The organism is Actinoplanes sandaracinus (assembly GCF_030009775.1).
Classification (GTDB): Bacteria; Actinomycetota; Actinomycetes; order Mycobacteriales; family Micromonosporaceae; genus Actinoplanes; species Actinoplanes sandaracinus.
In genome coordinates, this window is record NZ_JASCTH010000002.1 from 454711 (window position 1) to 470366 (window position 15656).

Consider the following 15656-nt stretch of genomic DNA (forward strand, 5'->3'; position numbering starts at 1 on the left):
CTCCGCATGGCCGGATATGCCGACGATCTTGCGCTTGCCCACGTCCTCGCCGACTCGGCCGACGCCATCTCGATGGCCCGCTTCCGGGCGCTGGATCTGAGGGTCGAGGCGAAACCCGACCTGACGCCGGTGTCCGACGCGGACACCGCGGTGGAGAAGGCGATCCGCGCGACCCTGGCCCGGGCCCGGCCACGCGACGGGGTGCTCGGTGAGGAGTTCGGCCGCACCCCGGCGGTCGCCGGACCCGGCAACCGGTACTGGGTGATCGACCCGATCGACGGCACCAAGAACTTCGTCCGTGGTGTGCCGATCTGGGCCACGCTGATCGCCCTGATGGAGGGCGACACCCCGGTGGCCGGGCTGGTCTCCGCGCCGGCGCTGGGTCGGCGCTGGTGGGCCGGGCGCGGGCTGGGCGCCTTCGCCGGGCGCAACCAGCACTCGGCGAGCCGGATCAGCGTCTCCTCGGTGCGGAAGATGACCGACGCGAGTTTCTGTTACGCGAGCCTCAACGGCTGGGCCGAGAACGGCCGCCTGGAGCAGATGATGGACATCCTGCTGGGGGTGTGGCGGAGCCGGGCCTACGGCGACTTCTACGGATACATGCTGCTCGCCGAGGGCGCTCTGGACGCGATGGCCGAGCCGGAGCTCTCGCTCTGGGACATGGCGGCGCTGATCCCGATCGTGACCGAGGCGGGCGGGAAGATCACCGACCTGGACGGCCGGCCGACCGCTGACAAGAGTTCGGTGATCGGCACGAACGGCCTGCTGCACGAGAGTGTGCTGACCGCGCTGGCACGTCGCGGCTGAGATCGCCGCGGTCGGCATGAGAACCGCCGGGCGGGGTACCTCCAGGAAATGCCCGTCAGGGCGCTATGCCCCCATTGCCGGGATCGTCGGCCCGGTGCTCTGGCGAATGCGCACCACGGCCGCGTTATGCACAATGGAGCGATCATGCCGAGCGAGGTTCGTCACCGGGTTGACCGCGGCCAGGACTACCCACTGGTCCGGCTCACCGGAGTCCTCGACGAGACCACCGCCGCCCCGGTTCGCTCGGCGCTGTTCGACGTGCTGGCCACCCAGCCCGAGGCCGTGGTGGTCGACATCGCCGGCCTGCGGGCGGCCCGGGCGGACGCCGTCGAGGTGCTGCGCGAGGTCCTGGACGAGACCCGGGACTGGCCGGGCAGCCACCTGGCGCTCTGCGGCTCCACCGACGCCACGGCGTGGCGGCCGAGCGGGTGGCCGGTCTGGCCGGATCCGGCCGGCGCGTTCGCCGCGCTGGGCGCGCCCGACCCCGCCCGGAGGGTCGATGCCGGCCTGGAACCCGCCGTCGGCGCGGCCCGCCGCTCCCGTCAGGTGATCACCGAGGCGTGCGGCCGGTGGGACCGGCCGGACCTGGCGGGCAACGCGTGCATCGTGGCCACCGAGATGGTCAACAACGTGGTGGCGCACGTCCGGACATCGATGCGGCTGATGCTGGCCCTGCGCGGCGACACGATGAGCGTGGCGGTCCGCGACGGGTCGGCCGTGATCCCCCGGCTGGGCGGGCCGGTGGCACCCACGTCGTACGGCGGCCGTGGCCTCCTGCTGATCGACGCGGTCGCCGACCGGTGGGGCAATCTGCCGCTCGACGACGGCAAAGTGGTCTGGGCCCGGCTGGAGGGCAAACGGCCCGCGCCTCGAACCCGTCATGCGGGCATGACCGACCCCGCACGTGGGTAGATTGCGGACATGCGAGACAACGACTACCCGGCTGAGGTCAGCGATCCGGAGGCGTCCGGTCTGCCGGACACCGCCGATGACGATTCCACCGCGTACGACGAGGTGAACAGCCCACGGTGGGCCGACGGGCCGGACCCGGCCGCGCTCGCCGGGGTGGGCCCGGGCGGCTCGAACCGGTTCGGTGACACCGCCGAGGAGCAGCGACAGGGCGAGACCTTGGAGCAGCGGCTGCGACAGGAGGAGCCGGACTTCGGCGCCGAGTCGCGGGCCGAGCCGCGGGACGCCGGGGACGAGACGGTGGACAGTTCCGAGCAGCGCGATTTCGACCGGGACGTGTGGGAGCCGAGCCCGGCCTCCGACCCCAAATCGCCCATCTCGCTGTACGACGACGGCCAGCTGGACGAGAGCTCGCCGCGTCAGGTGGGCCGCCTGGTCGCGCCGGACGAGGGCTCCGGGTGGGACGAGGAGCCGGACAGCGTCGCCTACGACGCGGGGGCGGCCGGTGGCGGCGCCAGCGCGGAGGAACTGGCGATGCACGAGACCCGTGCGCCGGACTACGACTGATCGTCTGTCCGGCCACAGTCGGGTAAAGCCTCGCCGAAAATCGGCTCTTGCTCTTGCCGGTAGCGCTCCCAGTTGCGCACAGTGCCCACCTGATCATTGAGTGGGGGTTGTTCGCATGCGAGGGAGCGTGCCGCGCGCGCTGGCGGCCATGGTGATCGTTTCCGGGGTGGCAGCGGCGACATGGTCGGCCGGGCGAGGCGACACCGCCGAGGCGGCGGTCACCGAGACCCGGGTCGTGCTCAGTGACGACTTCTCCGGCGACCGCGGTGGCGAACCGGACGGCGACGTCTGGACGGCCACGGGCAGCGGCGGCACGGCCCGGCTGGACGGTGAGGGCCGGCTCGCGCTCGGGTCCGCGCTGCGCACCGAGACGATCTTCGAGCAGGAGTCCGGCCACGTCGAGGCCCGGATCAAGGGCGACCGGGCGGACGGGGCGTGGCGGGCGCTGGGCGTGCTCGACGCGTCGGGCCGGGTGCCGGCCGGACAGCCCGAGATCCTCGCCTCGGACCAGGTGGACTCCGGCGACTTCCACACCTACGCGATCGACTGGACGCCGACCACGCTGACCTGGTCGCTGGACGGCCGCCAGGTCCTCCGCTTCACTCCGGAGCAGAAGGGCATGCCGAAGATCTTCGTGCTCAACGGGGCGGCCGGCGGGCAGAACTCCAGCGGCATGCTGGTGGACCAGGTGGAGATCACCGTCCAGGTGCCGGTGGACACCAGCTCGGCGAAGCAGTGGAAGGCGTTCATCGCGTACAAGGCGGGTGACCTGGTCAAATACCGCACCGTGGTCTACCGGGTGCGGGAAGCGCACACGTCGCTGCCGGACTGGAAACCCGACCTCGTGCCCGCGCTGTTCGAGAAGGTCTAACCGGCGATCTCGTACACGTCGCCGTAGACCTTCCAGGTCAGCGGAGCGGCCAGGTCGAGGTTTCCGGCGTCGAGGAAGGTCCGCTGGGCGGTGTCGACCCGCGTGGTGTCGCTGTGTGCCGCCTCGGTGCGCATCTCGGCCGCCCGCGCGTCCAGGAACGCCGCCAGGTAGGGGATCTCGTCGCCGCCCTGCACCGGTGTCCGCTGCCCGGCGACGACGCGTTCGCGGATCGCCCGCAGCCCGGAGACGCCGTGCATCACGGCCGCGTCGTAGTAGGCGAGCTGGCCGAGCGCCCGCAGCCCGTCCGCCTCGGCCAGGCGCACCGCCGGGGAGTAGTACATCCGGTCCCGGGCGTCCTCCTGGACCTTCTGGAACACCGGGTCGCCGCCGGCGGACCGCCAGGCGGCCGGGAAACCCGGGTCGAGACCGTCGTGCGAGTCGGTGCCGTCCACGGCACGCAGCGCGGGCAGGTAACCGGCCAAGCCGTTGTCCGGCTTGCGGCGGGTGTACTCGGTGACCACCGCGAGCATGTCGGACGTACCCGAGCAGAAGCCGACGATGCCGCCCGTGTAGCCGCGGCCGTCTCCGATGTCCTCGATGTAGTCGTACTCCGACCGCCATGCCAGAGTCGAGTTCTCCGCGCTGGAGACGATCTTGAGCGCGGTCTCCTTCTTCGCCTCGTCGGCCAGGCCGGCGGCGGCCGGCGGCACGTCGGCCGTGGCGGCCGACTCGGTCACGGGCGCGGCGTGTCCGGGACCGTACGCCCGGACGTCCCAGAGTGAGTAGCCTTCCGAGGTGCCCCGCTGGGTGGCCAGCACCCGCAGATAGCGCCCGGTCCCGGCGAGGCCACGGAGGTCGTCGGTGCCGCCGTCGCCGGACGAGGTGTGGTAGAGGTCCGTCCACGACGCACCGTCGCCGGACATCTGGACGCGGTACGCCGTCGCGAAGGCCCGAGCCCAGTGCAGCCGGACCCGGCGGACGTCCTGGGCCGTGCCCAGATCGATCCGGATCCACTGTGTAACCGGCCCGGAAGCCCCGCTGGACCACCGGGTGTCCGTCGCGGTGTCGGTGACGCCGGCGGCGGGCCAGGCGACGCTCTCGGTCGCGGAGGCCAGTGCCGGGCGCCCCTTGGTGAGCACCACGTCGGGGTTGGCACTGGCCGCCACGGAGATCGCCAGGGGCACGCAGAGCACCACCGCGATCCCGGAGCCCAGCACCCATGAACGCATGGGTTCCAGGCTAGGCCGGGGAACGTCAGCGACGCTTGCGCTTCCGGGAGATCAATACGAACGCGACCACGACGGCCGCGATCACACCCAGGCAGCAGAGCAGTCCGATGATGCCGAACCCGATTCCGCCGCGCCGGGACTTGCGGGCCGCCTCGATCACGAGCTGTGGCACGCCGGGCTCGGCGGCCCAGGCCTGTGCCGGTATCAACAGGGTCAGGGTCACGCCGGCCACTGCGGCGGCGAACCATCTTTGGAGTTTTCCAGCCATGTCACCCATGTGCCCCATGCTGACCGATGTACGCAACGGGTAAGGGATCGTGTATCGAGGGCGGTACCGACGGGAAGGACTTGCATGGACGCGGATCTGGTGGCCCTGGCCGAGGCGCACGGAGTGGCCACGCACTACGAGAACTGGCAGCGCCGGGAGACCGAGGTCGCCGCGGAGTCGGTGATCGGCGTGCTCGGCATGCTGGGCGTCGACGCGAGCACCCCACAAGCGGTCCGGGAGTCGCTCGCCGCGGCCCGCCGCCGTGATGTCGGTGACCGGCTGCCCGGGACGATCGTGCTACGCGAAGGCGCCGGCGGCACGCTGCCCGCACCGGCCGAGATCACCCTCGAGGACGGCGCCGTCCGGCGGGTGGACCGGCTGCCCGCCGACCTGCCGCTGGGCTGGCACCGGCTGCGGTGCCGCGATCAGGAGGTCACCCTGGTGGTGGTCCCCGCCACGTTGCCCGAGCCGCCGGACGCCTGGGGCTGGATGCTGCAGCTCTACACCCTGCACTCGGCCGGCTCGTGGGGCATGGGCGATCTCGGGGACCTGCGCGACTTCGTGGCCGGCTCGGCCGGCGCGGGGCTGGTGCTACTCAACCCGCTGCACGCGATCACACCGACCCGGCCGGTTCCGGCGTCGCCGTACTCCCCGTCGAGCCGCCGGTTCGCCAACCTGCTCTACCTGCGGATCACCGACACCCCCGAGTACCGGCGGGCGGACGCGGCGCTGCGGGCCCGGGTGGACGCGTTGCGGCCGGAACCTCCCGCCGGCGCTCTGATCGACTACGACGCGGTGTTCGCCGCCAAAATCGCCGCGTGCGAGCTGCTCTGGCCGCTGGCCGGGCCGGTCGACCTGGACCGGGACCCGGGGCTCACCGACTTCGCGCGGTTCTGCGTGCTCGCCGAGGAGCACGGCCCCGACTGGCGGCGGTGGCCGGACGAGTCGCGCCGTCCGGACGCCCCGGCGGTGCGGGCGATGCGCGGCGACCGGGTCGCCTTCCACGTCTGGATCCAGGAGCTGCTGGAGCAGCAGTTCGACACGGCCGGGGAGGCGGCGCGGGAGCAGGGCATGCCGGTGGGCATCGTGTACGACCTGGCGGTCGCCGTCGAGCCCGGCGGCGCCGACGGATGGCTGCTGCAGGACGTGCTGGCGATGGAGGCCCGCACCGGCGCGCCACCGGACGCGTTCAACCAACTCGGCCAGGAGTGGGGCGGAGTGGCGTGGCGGCCGGACCGGCTGATCGAGACCGGGTACGCCGCCTACCGGGACATGCTGCGACGGATCTTCCGGTACGCCGGCGGCCTGCGCGTCGACCACGTGGCGGGGCTGTGGCGGCTGTGGTGGGTGCCGGCCGGCCTGGGCCCGGCCAAGGGCACGTACGTGCACTACGACCCGGAGGCCATGCTGGGGATCCTGGCGCTGGAGGCGTACCGGGCCGGAGCCGCGGTGATCGGTGAGGACCTGGGGACGGTCATGCCGGTGGTGACCGAGGGTCTCCAGCGGACCAACATGCTCGGCTCGGCGGTGCTCTGGTTCACCCGGGACGACGAGGGCGGCTACCGGCCGTCAGCCGACTATCCGCGCAACGCGCTGGCCAGCATCTCCACCCATGACCTGCCGACCGCGGCCGGGTTCCTCGCCGGGGAGCAGGTCGAGGTCCGCGCGGAGTTGGGCCAGCTGACCGGGACGGTGGAGGACGAGCGGGCGGCCTGGCGCAAGGATCGGCGGGAACTGCTCGCCCACCTGCGCGCCGAGGGGCTGCTGACCGGGCCGGACCCCGCCGCCGAGGACGTGGTGGTGGCCATGCACGAGTTCCTGGCCCGGACCCCGTGCCGGCTGGTTACCGCCTCGCTGCACGACGTCCTGCTGGAACGCCGTCAGCCGAACCTGCCGGGCACCTTCGAGGAGTATCCGAACTGGCGCATCCCGCTCGGCCCGGACCTGGCCGAGGTGGTCGCCGACCCGCTGTTCCGTAAGGTCGCCGGGATCCTGAGCAGTCGGCCCGGCCCGATCGGAAACGGTCAGAGGGCGAGTGGCGGAGGCGGCGGCTCGTCGTCCAGCGCGTAGAGCATCGGGTGCAGCGGCAGGTAGGTGTGCGGCTGCCGGCAGCGCGCCGGCGGCAGCAGTGAGGAGTGGTGCTCCGGGTGCTCGTGGCAGTGCCGCAGCGCCCGGGTCACCGCGTCCTCGTGGTGCCGGCCGCCGCCGTACTCGCCGCAGCCGGAGCAGTCCCACCGCCAGAACGGTGCGCCCTCCTCGGAGGTGTGCCGCCGGATCCGCAGCGGCGGCCCGGTCGGTGACGGGGTCGCCGCGTGCGACCGCCGCTGTGCACCGATCAATTCGGCAAGCAGGTTGCTCGACATGTGATCAGTGTGTATCGCCGCCGATGGTCACGTATAGGCGTTTTGCGGAATATCGCCAGGTTCAGCGAGCGGCGACTATTCCCAGGCCGGAGGCGGTCACGCCGGGGAACACACCCGACAGGTCGCCGACCCCGCACCGGGCCCGCAGGATCTCACCGATGACAGCCCGGTAGTCGGTCGTCACCGCCAGATCACCGTCGCGGAGCTGGGCGTTCGTCAGGCCGGGCCACCGGCCGTACACCTTGCCGCCCTTGACCGCGCCGCCGAGCACGAACATCGCGTTGCCGTAACCGTGGTCGAGCCCGCCCGAGCCGTTCTGGGCCACCCGCCGGCCGAACTCACTGATCGTGATCAGGGTTACCCGCCGCATCCCGGTGGCCCCGAGGTCCGCGGCGAACGCGGCCAGCGCCGAGGCGAGCGCCTTGAGCTGGTCGTACATCCGCCGGCCGGCGACCGCCGGGCCGAGGTTCTCGTGCATGTCCCAGTCACCGCAGTCCACGGTCGCGCTCCTCAGCCCGGCCCCCGACTTGATCAACCGGGCCACGTCACGCAGCGCCGCGCCCAGATCGGTGGCCGGATAGACCGCCCCGTTGGCCGGGGTGTAGCCGGCCGCCCGCATCTGCGCGGTCTTCTGCAGCGCGCCGCCCAACTGCCCGACCGTCTGCCGGAGCGCCGTCGGCGCGCCCTCGTAGAGCTTCGCCATCGTCGCCGCGATCGGCCGTCCGGCCTGCTCCCCGGTGAGCGCCGTCTTGTCGATCGAGGTCACCCCCAGATAGGGCGCCGGCCCACCGAGCACCCGCGCCGGCCTCGCGGTGCCCATCGCCACCGCCTGCAGCGGGTCGGAGGAGCCGATCACGCCGAGCATCCGGTTGAGCCAGCCGGTCCGGATCGAGGTGCCGGGAGCGGCCCGCTCCAGATCCTCCATGGCCGAGAAGTGCGACCGGTTCGGCGCCGGCTGGCCGACCGCGTGCACCGCGGCGAGCTGCCCACCCGTCCAGTACGGCAGCAGGGGCGCCAAAGCCGGGTTCAGCCCGAAGAACGAGCCACCCCCGATCAACTGCGACCGGGGTACGCCGATGGACGGCCGCGCCGCGTAATAGGCGGCGTCGCCCGCCGGAACCACGGCGGACAGCCCGTCGAACCCGCCACGCAGCGAGAGCAGCACCAGCACGTCACCGTCGTACGCCGGGTCAGCCGCGAAGGCCAGGCCGGTGTCGACCGTCGCCCCGGCCAGCCCGGCGAACGCTCCCGCCGCACCGGCCGCCAGCACCCGCCGGCGGGCGAGCCGGGTCCGCCGGTCGTCGTCGCATCCACAAACCGCTGTCATCGTCACCTCTACGCTCACTTCACCGCGAAGGACGGGGAGTTCAGGAGCATCCCCATCAGGTACGGATACATCCAGCCGGCCACCGGGTCGTTCGCCTTGAGCGGCGACGCCGGGGTCTTGCCGTAGAACTCGGCCAGCACGGCGGTCTGCCTCGCGCTCGGGGCGATGCCGAGCAGCCGCACGGCGGTCGCCTGGATCAGCGCGCCGTACGTGGCCGGCAGCGCCCCCACCATCCCGGTCAGCAGGTTCGCCGGCCGGACCAGCGTTTCCGGCCACCAGCCGGCCGCGATGGAGAGATGGAAGTTCCACCGCACCAGCAGACCGGACGGTGAGCCCCAGGCCTCGGCCACGTCCGGGTAACCGTTCGGCGGGCCCCAGCCCAGCGGCGCCTGCCCGGCGTCACGCGCCATCCAGTAGAGGCTCTCCAGGAACTTGGTGCCGCTGGTCGCCGGGCCGTAGCCGAGTGTCCGGACGGTCGCGGCGAGGTCCTCCAGCGGCGTCCGCGTCTTGGCCCCGATCGAGGCCGCGAACTCGGGTGACGTGAACAGCGCCCGCAGCACCGGCGCGATCGCCGAGGAGTTGTCCAGGTAGACCTTGACCAGGGCGGTGATCAACGAGGCGGGTGGGTTGTCGGCGACAAACCGCACGCACAGCTTGGTGACGATCCGGCGGGCCGTCACCTGGTGCATGGCCAGGTAGTCGAGCAGCGCCATAACCGCCGCCTCACCCCCCGCGGCGGTGGCGTTGGCGTGCTGGAAGGCCAGCACCCGGACAGCCCCGACAGCGTGGAGGGCGGCGTCGTACCGGTACTTGCCGGTGCCGTTGTCCACGGTCAGGCCGGTGAGCAGGCGGGCGGCGTTCTTCACGTCCGCCTCGGTGTAGGCGAGCCCGACGGTGTGCAGTTCCAGCAGCTCACGCCCGTAGTTCTCGTTGGGCGCGGCCTTCGTCGAGAAGCGGTTGTCGAGGTAGGTGAGCATCGCCGGGTGCCGGGCCGACGCCTTGAGCAGGTCGGAGAACCTGCCCAGGGCGTGCTGGCGGATCATGGTGTCGTAGTCGATCCGGCTGTCCCAGACGTCCCCCTGCGGGCAGGTGACGTTCAGGTGGTTGCTCCAGAAGTCGGTCATCACCTCGAGGAGCTGCCGCTCGCTCCAGATCGCCCGGGCCACGGCCCCGAAGCCGAGCTGCCACATCGGGTCCCAGCTGTACCGCTTCAACGTTCCGGCGGACACCCGGCCACGGATCTCGGCGATCGACAGGCGGCTCAGCGGCAGCCGGGCGATCACGCCATCGGCGACCGGGTCGGGGATCGAGGCCGGGTTGAGCTGGCGGTCCAGCCACGCCTTCGCGCCCAGCCGGCGGATCTCCGCGATCGAGGACGGGCTGGGCCCGAACGTCGCCCGGCGCAGCAGGTGCAGCAGCGGATCGGTGGGAAGCAGCGTGGCGGCGGCCGGGTCCGCGGCGGCGGCAGGCGTGCCGGTGGTCAGGGCGGCCGCCGCACCGGCCGCGGCGATCCCGCCCACGACGCTGCGGCGCGTCATCGTCTGCTCCATTGCGCTCACGGGAACAAACGTCGGAAGTTTTGCACCACACCTGTGGAATCCCCGCACCGTGCTACCCACCTGCTACCTGGATACTGGCCGGATGGCACAGCGCAGGGCGTCACGAAGGCGGGTGGAGACGGTCGCCTCCGGGGTGGCCGAGCTGGTGCCCGATCCCGATCGGGACACCGCCTGGACCCTGCTGCTGGACGGGGCGCCGCAGTCGCACGTCGACCTGGCCGATCCCACTCACCTGGAGTTCGAGTACGTGCGGCGGATGGCCTCCGCGATCGATCTGGCGGCCCCTCCGGGCCGGCCGCTGCGGGTGCTGCATCTCGGCGGCGGCGCGCTCACCCTGGCCCGGTACGTCGCGGCCACCCGGCCCGGTTCGGCGCAACGCGTGGTCGAGATCGACGGTCCGCTGGTCGAGCTGATCCGGCAGGCGCTGCCGCTGCCCGCCAACGCCAACATCCGGGTACGGGTCTCCGACGCCCGTGCCGCGGTCGAAGGAATGCGTGACTCCGGGTACGACGTGGTGATCCTGGACGTGTTCGCGGGCGCGCGCACCCCCGCCCACCTGGCCTCGGCCGAGTTCGCCCAGCAGGTGGCCCGGGTGCTCGACCCGGCCGGGCGGCTGATCGCCAACGTGGCCGACGGCCCGCCGCTGCGGTACGCCCGCGCGCAGGTCGCCACGATCCGTGCCGCTCTGCCGGAGGCCTGCCTGGTCGCCGACTCGGGGGTGCTGCGCGGGCGGCGCTTCGGCAATCTGGTGGTGGTCGCCGGGCGTACCCCGCCGCCGATCGCCGAACTGTCCCGCCGGGCCGCCGGCGACTGGTTCCCGGGCCGGGTCGAGACCGACCTGGATCGCTTCGCCGCCGGAGCCGCTCCCGTTACCGACGCCGTGGCGGTACCCTCTCCCCTACCGCCCGAAAGCCTGTTCGGTAACCGTAAGTAATCACGAGTCGGCCGTTGGTGCATCTCCGATCACCGTCCTGTGTCGATTTCGCGACTTCCGGTGTGATTAACGCCCGGTGACTGGCCACACCGCCGGTGCCCGGTTGTAATCGTTTCGGCCGCGTGTTCGGAGATCGCGGCGAACACGGGGAAGGCGACCATGTTCCACCAGCACTTCCTGTCCCCCGCGGGCACGGACCTCGGACCACTGGACGGCGGCGAGCGTGTGCTGTGGTCCGGCCGCTGCGCCGTGGCCGAGTACGCGTTCGACGAGGCGTCCTCGCTGCCGCGCTGGACCCTGCCGGAACAGACCGACGTGGTCGTCACCGACCGCCGGGTGCGTTACATCCACACGACCGGGGAAACGCAGAGTAGCGGCGAGTTGTTCTGGCTCTGGCCCCAGCACCTGCGGGTCCAGCCCGGGAACCGGGAGACCGGCCGTAACGCGACGGTCACCCAGATCCAGCTGGTCTGCACCGGCCCGGACGGCACCTTCCCGGCTCTGGTCTTCGCCGGTGGCGCGCTCGCCACGATCGGCGACGCGGACCGCCTGGCCAACACGCTGCGACAGGCGATCGCCCGGTTCCGGGTGGAGAACGCCGACCTGATCGGGGTGCCGGCGCCGCAGGCGCGGATGCTGTCCCGTCTGGTGATCGGGCCGGAGTTCAGCAACTACCAGGGCGGGCAGGGGCAGACGGTGACGCTGCTCGGCGCCGTCCCGGTGCCCGGCCCGGAGGCCGCCGAGCACTACCAGGAGCCCGCCTACGCAGCAGAGCCCACCTACGCGGAGCCCGCCTATCCGGAGCCGGCGTACCAGGAGCCCGTCTACCAGGGAACGGCGTACCAGGACCCGTACCAGGAGGATCCGGTCTTCGAGGAGACGCCGGTCTCCAGCGGCCGCGCTTACGCCGAGCGTCCCGGCCGGGAGGCCGACGCCCTCCGCGCCGAGGAGGCCCTGCGCGCCGAGCTGAAGGCACGGCAGGCCGAGCCGGACCTGGCGTCCCGGGCGGCCAGCCTGGCCGCCCGGGTCGCGAACCTCGTCTCCCACTCACCCGACGACGGACAGGCGACGAACCTCTCCGCTTACCTCGACCAGGACCGCTGACCGGCGGTCCTCACGTGGTCGCCGGCACGTAACAGCTTCCGGCGGCGACCCGCTCCGCGTGCACCCGGTGCGCGCGCTCCAGCAGTTCCATCAACTCAACCTGCTGCCGGATCCGGGCACGGTACTTCTCGGGCAGCTGCTTGAGCTTCTTCTCCTCCTCGAGCAGCCGGTGGTAGATCTCGTCGCAGTAGGCCGGATCGGTCTCGATGTCGAGGAACTCGGTGGCCTGCCGGCGAGCCCCCGCCACCGCGGTGCGGGCGCGGCCCTTCGGGCTGAGCAACGAGACGACCACGGTCACCACCAGAACCCCGATGATGATCCCCAGCGAGGCCACGGTCGGGATCTCCACCACGTCGACGTGTTTGCCGCCGTTGATGAACGGCACGTTGTTCTCGTGCAAGGCGTGCAGGACCAGTTTCACGCCGATCAGGCCCAGGATCGCGGCCAGCCCGTACGACAGGTAGACCAGCCGGTCCAGCAGGCCGTCGATCAGGAAGTACAGCTGCCGGAGGCCCAGCAGGGAGAAGGCGGTGGCGGTGAAGACCAGGTAGACGTTCTGCGTCAGCCCGAAGATCGCCGGGATCGAGTCCAGCGCGAACAGGATGTCGGTGCCGCCGATCGCCACCATGACCAGCAGCATCGGGGTCAGCACCCGCTTGCCGTCCTGATAGGTGAAGAGCTTGTCCCCGTCATACGTGTCGGAGGTGCGCAGGAAGCGGCGGGCCAGCCGGATCACGAAGTTGTCCGGAGCCTCCCCCTCCTCGTGCTTGTCCTTCAGCAGGTTTCCCGCGGTGACCAGCAGGATCAGTCCGAACAGGTAGAAGATCCAGGCGAACGAGTTGATCAGCGCGGCGCCGACCAGGATGAAACCGGTCCGGGCCAGCAGCGACACCACGATCCCGAAGAGCAGCACCTTCTGCTGGTCGGCGCGGGGCACCTTGAAGCTGCTCATCAGCAACAGGAAGACGAAGAGGTTGTCGACCGAGAGCGCCTCCTCGGTGACGTAACCCGCGAAGTACTCAGCACCCATGGTGGACCCGCCGAAGACCCACACGCCGACGCCGAACAGGATCGCGATCGACACATAGACCGACGTCCACAGCGCTGCCTCACGCAGCCGGGGCACGTGAGCGCGCCGCACGTGGAAGAAGAAGTCGAAGAGCAGCAGGCCGACGATGCCGGCAACGGTCAAGACCCACACCACACCGGACACCGGTTGCATGGACACCATCCTAGGGGTGATCGGTCTCCGTCACTGCGGCACGCAACTGTGACGCCGTCAGGAAGAGCACCCCGTCCAGGTTCGCGCCGCGCAGGTCCGTACCCCGCATGTCGGCGCCGGTGAAGTCGGCCCGCCGCAGATCCGCGTCGCGCAGGTCCGCACCGATCAGCAGCGCGCCGCGGAAGCTCGCGCCGCGCAGATCGGCGCCGCGCATGCGGCGGCCGATCAGGCGAGCCCCGCTGTGGTCCGGGCGGCGGCCGCCGGACCGGGCCCGCACCATCTCACTCGCCCTGCGCAACAACGGGACAATCTTGGTCCGGTACGCCTCCACGTCCAGTCTCCGCAGCTCAGCCGGGGCCGATGCGGCCAGAGCGTCGGTCTCGTCGAACGCGGCCCGCAACTTCGGATGCAGCCGCCGCGCGTCGTCCAGCTTCAGCGCCTCGGTCAGGTACCACATCAGCTCGTGCAACTGCCGCACCACCGGGAGCAGCGCGAACATGTCACCGGCCAACTCGGGCGCGGACCGCCAGTCCCGCCCGCCGAAGGTGTCCTGGGTGATCCGCTGACCGGCGCCGAAGCAGTCGAACACCACGCAGCCCGGAAAGCCGCGCCGCGGCAGCTCCTCGTGAATGGTGCAGCGGAAATCGTCGCCCAGATTGCGGCACGGCCGGCCCGCCGGCTTGTCGACCGCGAAATCGGATGAGCGGGCGAAAGCCGGTGCAACGCAGCACAGTGCGGCACAGCGAGAACAATCGGCGGCGAGGCGATTCATTTCATCCTTTTCGGTGGGCCGGGCCATTTCGGCGCGACTAATTGCGGTAGCACGCCGGTGGGCGCTGCGGGTAACTTTACCGACACCCGCTCACACAGCTCTGACCTGCAATTTTGGTCACTCCCCAGCCGGGACGACCACTTGCTTCGGCACCTGCGGGTATGGTGCGCAGACGGGACGAACGATGACCTTGCCGGTTGATTGTCGATAGCGTCGTAACCCCAATGCCGGAGCGGGTGCGGTGAGCGCTGCCCGCACAACAGAGGATTTCGAATAACATGCAAAGCCGACCGAAAACAGTTTTCGGCGTGGGTACCGCGCTGGGCGTACTCATCGCTGGAACCGGAGTGTTCGGGACCGCGCCGGCCTGGGCCGCCGCACCGACCTTCGACACCCCACCGAGCCAGACCGGCTGGGGTGACGTGGTCCTCACCGGCACCGCCACGCCGGGCGCCTCCGTGACGCTCCGCGAGCGCGCCTACAAGTGGGGCAAGGACGTCACCAACGCCGCCGAACTGGAGCCCGCCGAGGCCTACGACCACCCGACGACCGTCACCGCCAACGCGACGACCGGCCGCTGGAGCATCACCCGCACGATGGACTCGGGCTTCGTCTGGGCCGTCGCGGCCGGCGGCGAGTACTCGCGGATCGTGGCGGCGCCCCTGAAGATCGGCGGCACACTCACGCTCGGCTCCACCGCGAGCAACACGGTCGCCTTCAGCTACCGCGCCTCGCCCGACGAGCCCGGCCTGCCGGTGACCATCCAGCGGCAGAACGGCAGCGCGTGGGTCACCGTCGGCACCGGCACCACCGACGACACCAGCGCCTCGGACCCGGCCTCCGACGTCACCACCACCCTCACCGGCCAGCCCGCCGGCGCGCAGACGTACCGCGCGGTCGTCGCCAGCGCCGCGCAGCCCGCCTACGCGTCGCCGGACAACCTGATCCTCGCGAACACGTTCACCGGCCAGGTCACGGTCGCCGGCACCGGCGGCGGCAGCACCCCGCCGCCCGCCACCACCCCGCCGACGGCCAACCCCACGACGCCGCCGACCACGACGCCGCCGACCAACCCGCCCACGACCAACCCGCCGACGACCAACCCGCCGGCCACCCCGGCCGTCGGCTCGATCCAGTTCACCCGGGTCAACTACAACGCCGCTGGCGTGGACCGCCGGACCAACACGAGCATCAACGGCGAGTACGCCCGGCTCACCAACAAGTCCAAGAAGGCCGTCAACCTGAAGGGCTGGACCGTCCGCGACGCCGCCGGCAACCTGTACCGCTTCACCACCAACTACACGCTCGCCGCCGGCAAGAGCGTCACCGTCCGCACCGGCAAGGGCTCCAACACCACCGCCACCCGCTACTGGGGCCGGAGCTACCACGTCTGGAACAACGCCGGCGACACCGCGGCCCTCCGCACCGGCGCCGGCAAGCTGATCGACTCCTGCAAGTGGACTAAGGCCGGCAAGGGCTACACCACCTGCTGACCCGCCACCGCACCGAAACGGCCCTCCGGGATCCCACCCCGGAGGGCCGTTCGGCGTCCCAGCGGGGACCATGCCGCGGGACCGCTTTGCAGCCCGCATAGTCGGTGCGCTAGGCTTTCACTACCGACGCGGGGTGGAGCAGCTCGGTAGCTCGCTGGGCTCATAACCCAGAGGTCGCAGGTTCAAATCCTGTCCCCGCTACGAGTGCAGAGGGTCCTTGTCCGCGGAAAG

14 protein-coding genes, 1 tRNA gene and 1 pseudogene are annotated in these 15656 nt (G+C 71.4%); 9 read left to right on the forward strand and 7 right to left on the reverse strand.

Translation table 11 applies throughout. From position 1 onward, the window contains the following. The first annotated feature begins 6 nt into the window (after positions 1–6). From hisN to QLQ12_RS04735, 4 genes are all read left to right on the forward strand, one after another. Positions 7–807 carry a histidinol-phosphatase gene (gene hisN / locus QLQ12_RS04720; RefSeq protein WP_282757311.1) on the forward strand — a complete coding sequence of 267 codons (801 nt, stop codon included), beginning with the start codon at positions 7–9 and terminating at the stop codon, positions 805–807. 144 nt (positions 808–951) lie between these two features. Continuing rightward, positions 952–1719, forward strand: a complete 768-nt coding sequence (locus tag QLQ12_RS04725) for an ATP-binding protein (protein WP_282757312.1) — start codon at positions 952–954, stop codon at positions 1717–1719. A 9-nt stretch (positions 1720–1728) separates the two neighbouring features. After that, positions 1729–2283, forward strand: a complete 555-nt coding sequence (locus QLQ12_RS04730; protein WP_282757313.1) for a DUF5709 domain-containing protein — start codon at positions 1729–1731, stop codon at positions 2281–2283. 115 nt (positions 2284–2398) lie between these two features. Beyond that, the gene (locus QLQ12_RS04735; protein ID WP_282757314.1) at positions 2399–3154 is read left to right on the forward strand and encodes a carbohydrate-binding protein; all 756 of its coding nucleotides are present in this window, start codon (positions 2399–2401) and stop codon (positions 3152–3154) included. Here QLQ12_RS04735 and QLQ12_RS04740 read toward each other — a convergent pair. Further along, positions 3151–4383 (reverse strand): chitosanase, encoded by a 1233-nt coding sequence (locus tag QLQ12_RS04740; protein ID WP_282757315.1) that lies wholly within the window; start codon positions 4381–4383, stop codon positions 3151–3153. The two genes, QLQ12_RS04735 and QLQ12_RS04740, sit on opposite strands and share 4 nt — an antisense overlap. 25 nt (positions 4384–4408) lie before the next feature. Then, the gene (locus QLQ12_RS04745; protein WP_282757316.1) at positions 4409–4660 is read right to left on the reverse strand and encodes a hypothetical protein; all 252 of its coding nucleotides are present in this window, start codon (positions 4658–4660) and stop codon (positions 4409–4411) included. 75 nt (positions 4661–4735) lie between these two features. Here QLQ12_RS04745 and malQ point away from each other — a divergent pair, with 75 nt between their 5' ends. Further along, positions 4736–6721 carry a 4-alpha-glucanotransferase gene (malQ, locus tag QLQ12_RS04750; protein ID WP_282757317.1) on the forward strand — a complete coding sequence of 662 codons (1986 nt, stop codon included), beginning with the start codon at positions 4736–4738 and terminating at the stop codon, positions 6719–6721. On the opposite strand, the gene QLQ12_RS04755 is transcribed toward malQ, so the two are convergent. From QLQ12_RS04755 to QLQ12_RS04765, 3 genes are all read right to left on the reverse strand, one after another. Further along, positions 6676–7014, reverse strand: coding sequence for a hypothetical protein (locus QLQ12_RS04755; protein WP_282757318.1), 339 nt, complete (start codon positions 7012–7014; stop codon positions 6676–6678). The two genes, malQ and QLQ12_RS04755, sit on opposite strands and share 46 nt — an antisense overlap. A gap of 61 nt (positions 7015–7075) precedes the next feature. Continuing rightward, positions 7076–8341 (reverse strand): DUF1501 domain-containing protein, encoded by a 1266-nt coding sequence (locus tag QLQ12_RS04760; RefSeq protein WP_282757319.1) that lies wholly within the window; start codon positions 8339–8341, stop codon positions 7076–7078. Between the two features lie 14 nt (positions 8342–8355). After that, the gene (locus QLQ12_RS04765; RefSeq protein ID WP_282757320.1) at positions 8356–9879 is read right to left on the reverse strand and encodes a DUF1800 domain-containing protein; all 1524 of its coding nucleotides are present in this window, start codon (positions 9877–9879) and stop codon (positions 8356–8358) included. A gap of 103 nt (positions 9880–9982) precedes the next feature. Between QLQ12_RS04765 and QLQ12_RS04770 the strand changes: the two genes are divergently transcribed. Next, entirely contained in the window at positions 9983–10834 is an 852-nt protein-coding gene (locus tag QLQ12_RS04770) for a spermidine synthase (protein ID WP_282757321.1), read from the forward strand. Between the two features lie 159 nt (positions 10835–10993). Next, positions 10994–11938, forward strand: a complete 945-nt coding sequence (locus QLQ12_RS04775) for a translation initiation factor 2 (protein WP_282757322.1) — start codon at positions 10994–10996, stop codon at positions 11936–11938. A gap of 244 nt (positions 11939–12182) precedes the next feature. On the opposite strand, the pseudogene QLQ12_RS04780 reads toward QLQ12_RS04775, so the two are convergent. Together QLQ12_RS04780 and QLQ12_RS04785 are read right to left on the reverse strand one after the other, a co-directional pair. Next, a pseudogene (locus tag QLQ12_RS04780) lies at positions 12183–13151 on the reverse strand (TerC family protein); the annotation flags it as partial. Between the two features lie 19 nt (positions 13152–13170). Continuing rightward, positions 13171–13752, reverse strand: a complete 582-nt coding sequence (locus tag QLQ12_RS04785) for a pentapeptide repeat-containing protein (protein WP_282757324.1) — start codon at positions 13750–13752, stop codon at positions 13171–13173. Between the two features lie 488 nt (positions 13753–14240). Between QLQ12_RS04785 and QLQ12_RS04790 the strand changes: the two genes are divergently transcribed. After that, complete coding sequence (locus QLQ12_RS04790; RefSeq protein WP_282757325.1) at positions 14241–15425, forward strand: lamin tail domain-containing protein; 1185 nt, start codon at positions 14241–14243, stop codon at positions 15423–15425. Positions 15426–15552: 127 nt separating this feature from the next. Next, a tRNA-Met gene (locus QLQ12_RS04795) sits at positions 15553–15626 on the forward strand. Positions 15627–15656 lie beyond the last annotated feature (30 nt).

What these genes read in the sequence shown, in the direction of transcription:
- hisN (WP_282757311.1), top strand. Translation starts at nt 7, where the DNA reads ATGGCCGGATATGCCGACGATCTTGCGCTTGCCCACGTCCTCGCCGAC.
- QLQ12_RS04725 (WP_282757312.1), top strand. Translation starts at nt 952, where the DNA reads ATGCCGAGCGAGGTTCGTCACCGGGTTGACCGCGGCCAGGACTACCCA.
- QLQ12_RS04730 (WP_282757313.1), top strand. Translation starts at nt 1,729, where the DNA reads ATGCGAGACAACGACTACCCGGCTGAGGTCAGCGATCCGGAGGCGTCC.
- QLQ12_RS04735 (WP_282757314.1), top strand. Translation starts at nt 2,399, where the DNA reads ATGCGAGGGAGCGTGCCGCGCGCGCTGGCGGCCATGGTGATCGTTTCC.
- QLQ12_RS04740 (WP_282757315.1), bottom strand. Translation starts at nt 4,383, where the DNA reads ATGCGTTCATGGGTGCTGGGCTCCGGGATCGCGGTGGTGCTCTGCGTG.
- QLQ12_RS04745 (WP_282757316.1), bottom strand. Translation starts at nt 4,660, where the DNA reads ATGGGTGACATGGCTGGAAAACTCCAAAGATGGTTCGCCGCCGCAGTG.
- malQ (WP_282757317.1), top strand. Translation starts at nt 4,736, where the DNA reads ATGGACGCGGATCTGGTGGCCCTGGCCGAGGCGCACGGAGTGGCCACG.
- QLQ12_RS04755 (WP_282757318.1), bottom strand. Translation starts at nt 7,014, where the DNA reads ATGTCGAGCAACCTGCTTGCCGAATTGATCGGTGCACAGCGGCGGTCG.
- QLQ12_RS04760 (WP_282757319.1), bottom strand. Translation starts at nt 8,341, where the DNA reads ATGACAGCGGTTTGTGGATGCGACGACGACCGGCGGACCCGGCTCGCC.
- QLQ12_RS04765 (WP_282757320.1), bottom strand. Translation starts at nt 9,879, where the DNA reads ATGACGCGCCGCAGCGTCGTGGGCGGGATCGCCGCGGCCGGTGCGGCG.
- QLQ12_RS04770 (WP_282757321.1), top strand. Translation starts at nt 9,983, where the DNA reads ATGGCACAGCGCAGGGCGTCACGAAGGCGGGTGGAGACGGTCGCCTCC.
- QLQ12_RS04775 (WP_282757322.1), top strand. Translation starts at nt 10,994, where the DNA reads ATGTTCCACCAGCACTTCCTGTCCCCCGCGGGCACGGACCTCGGACCA.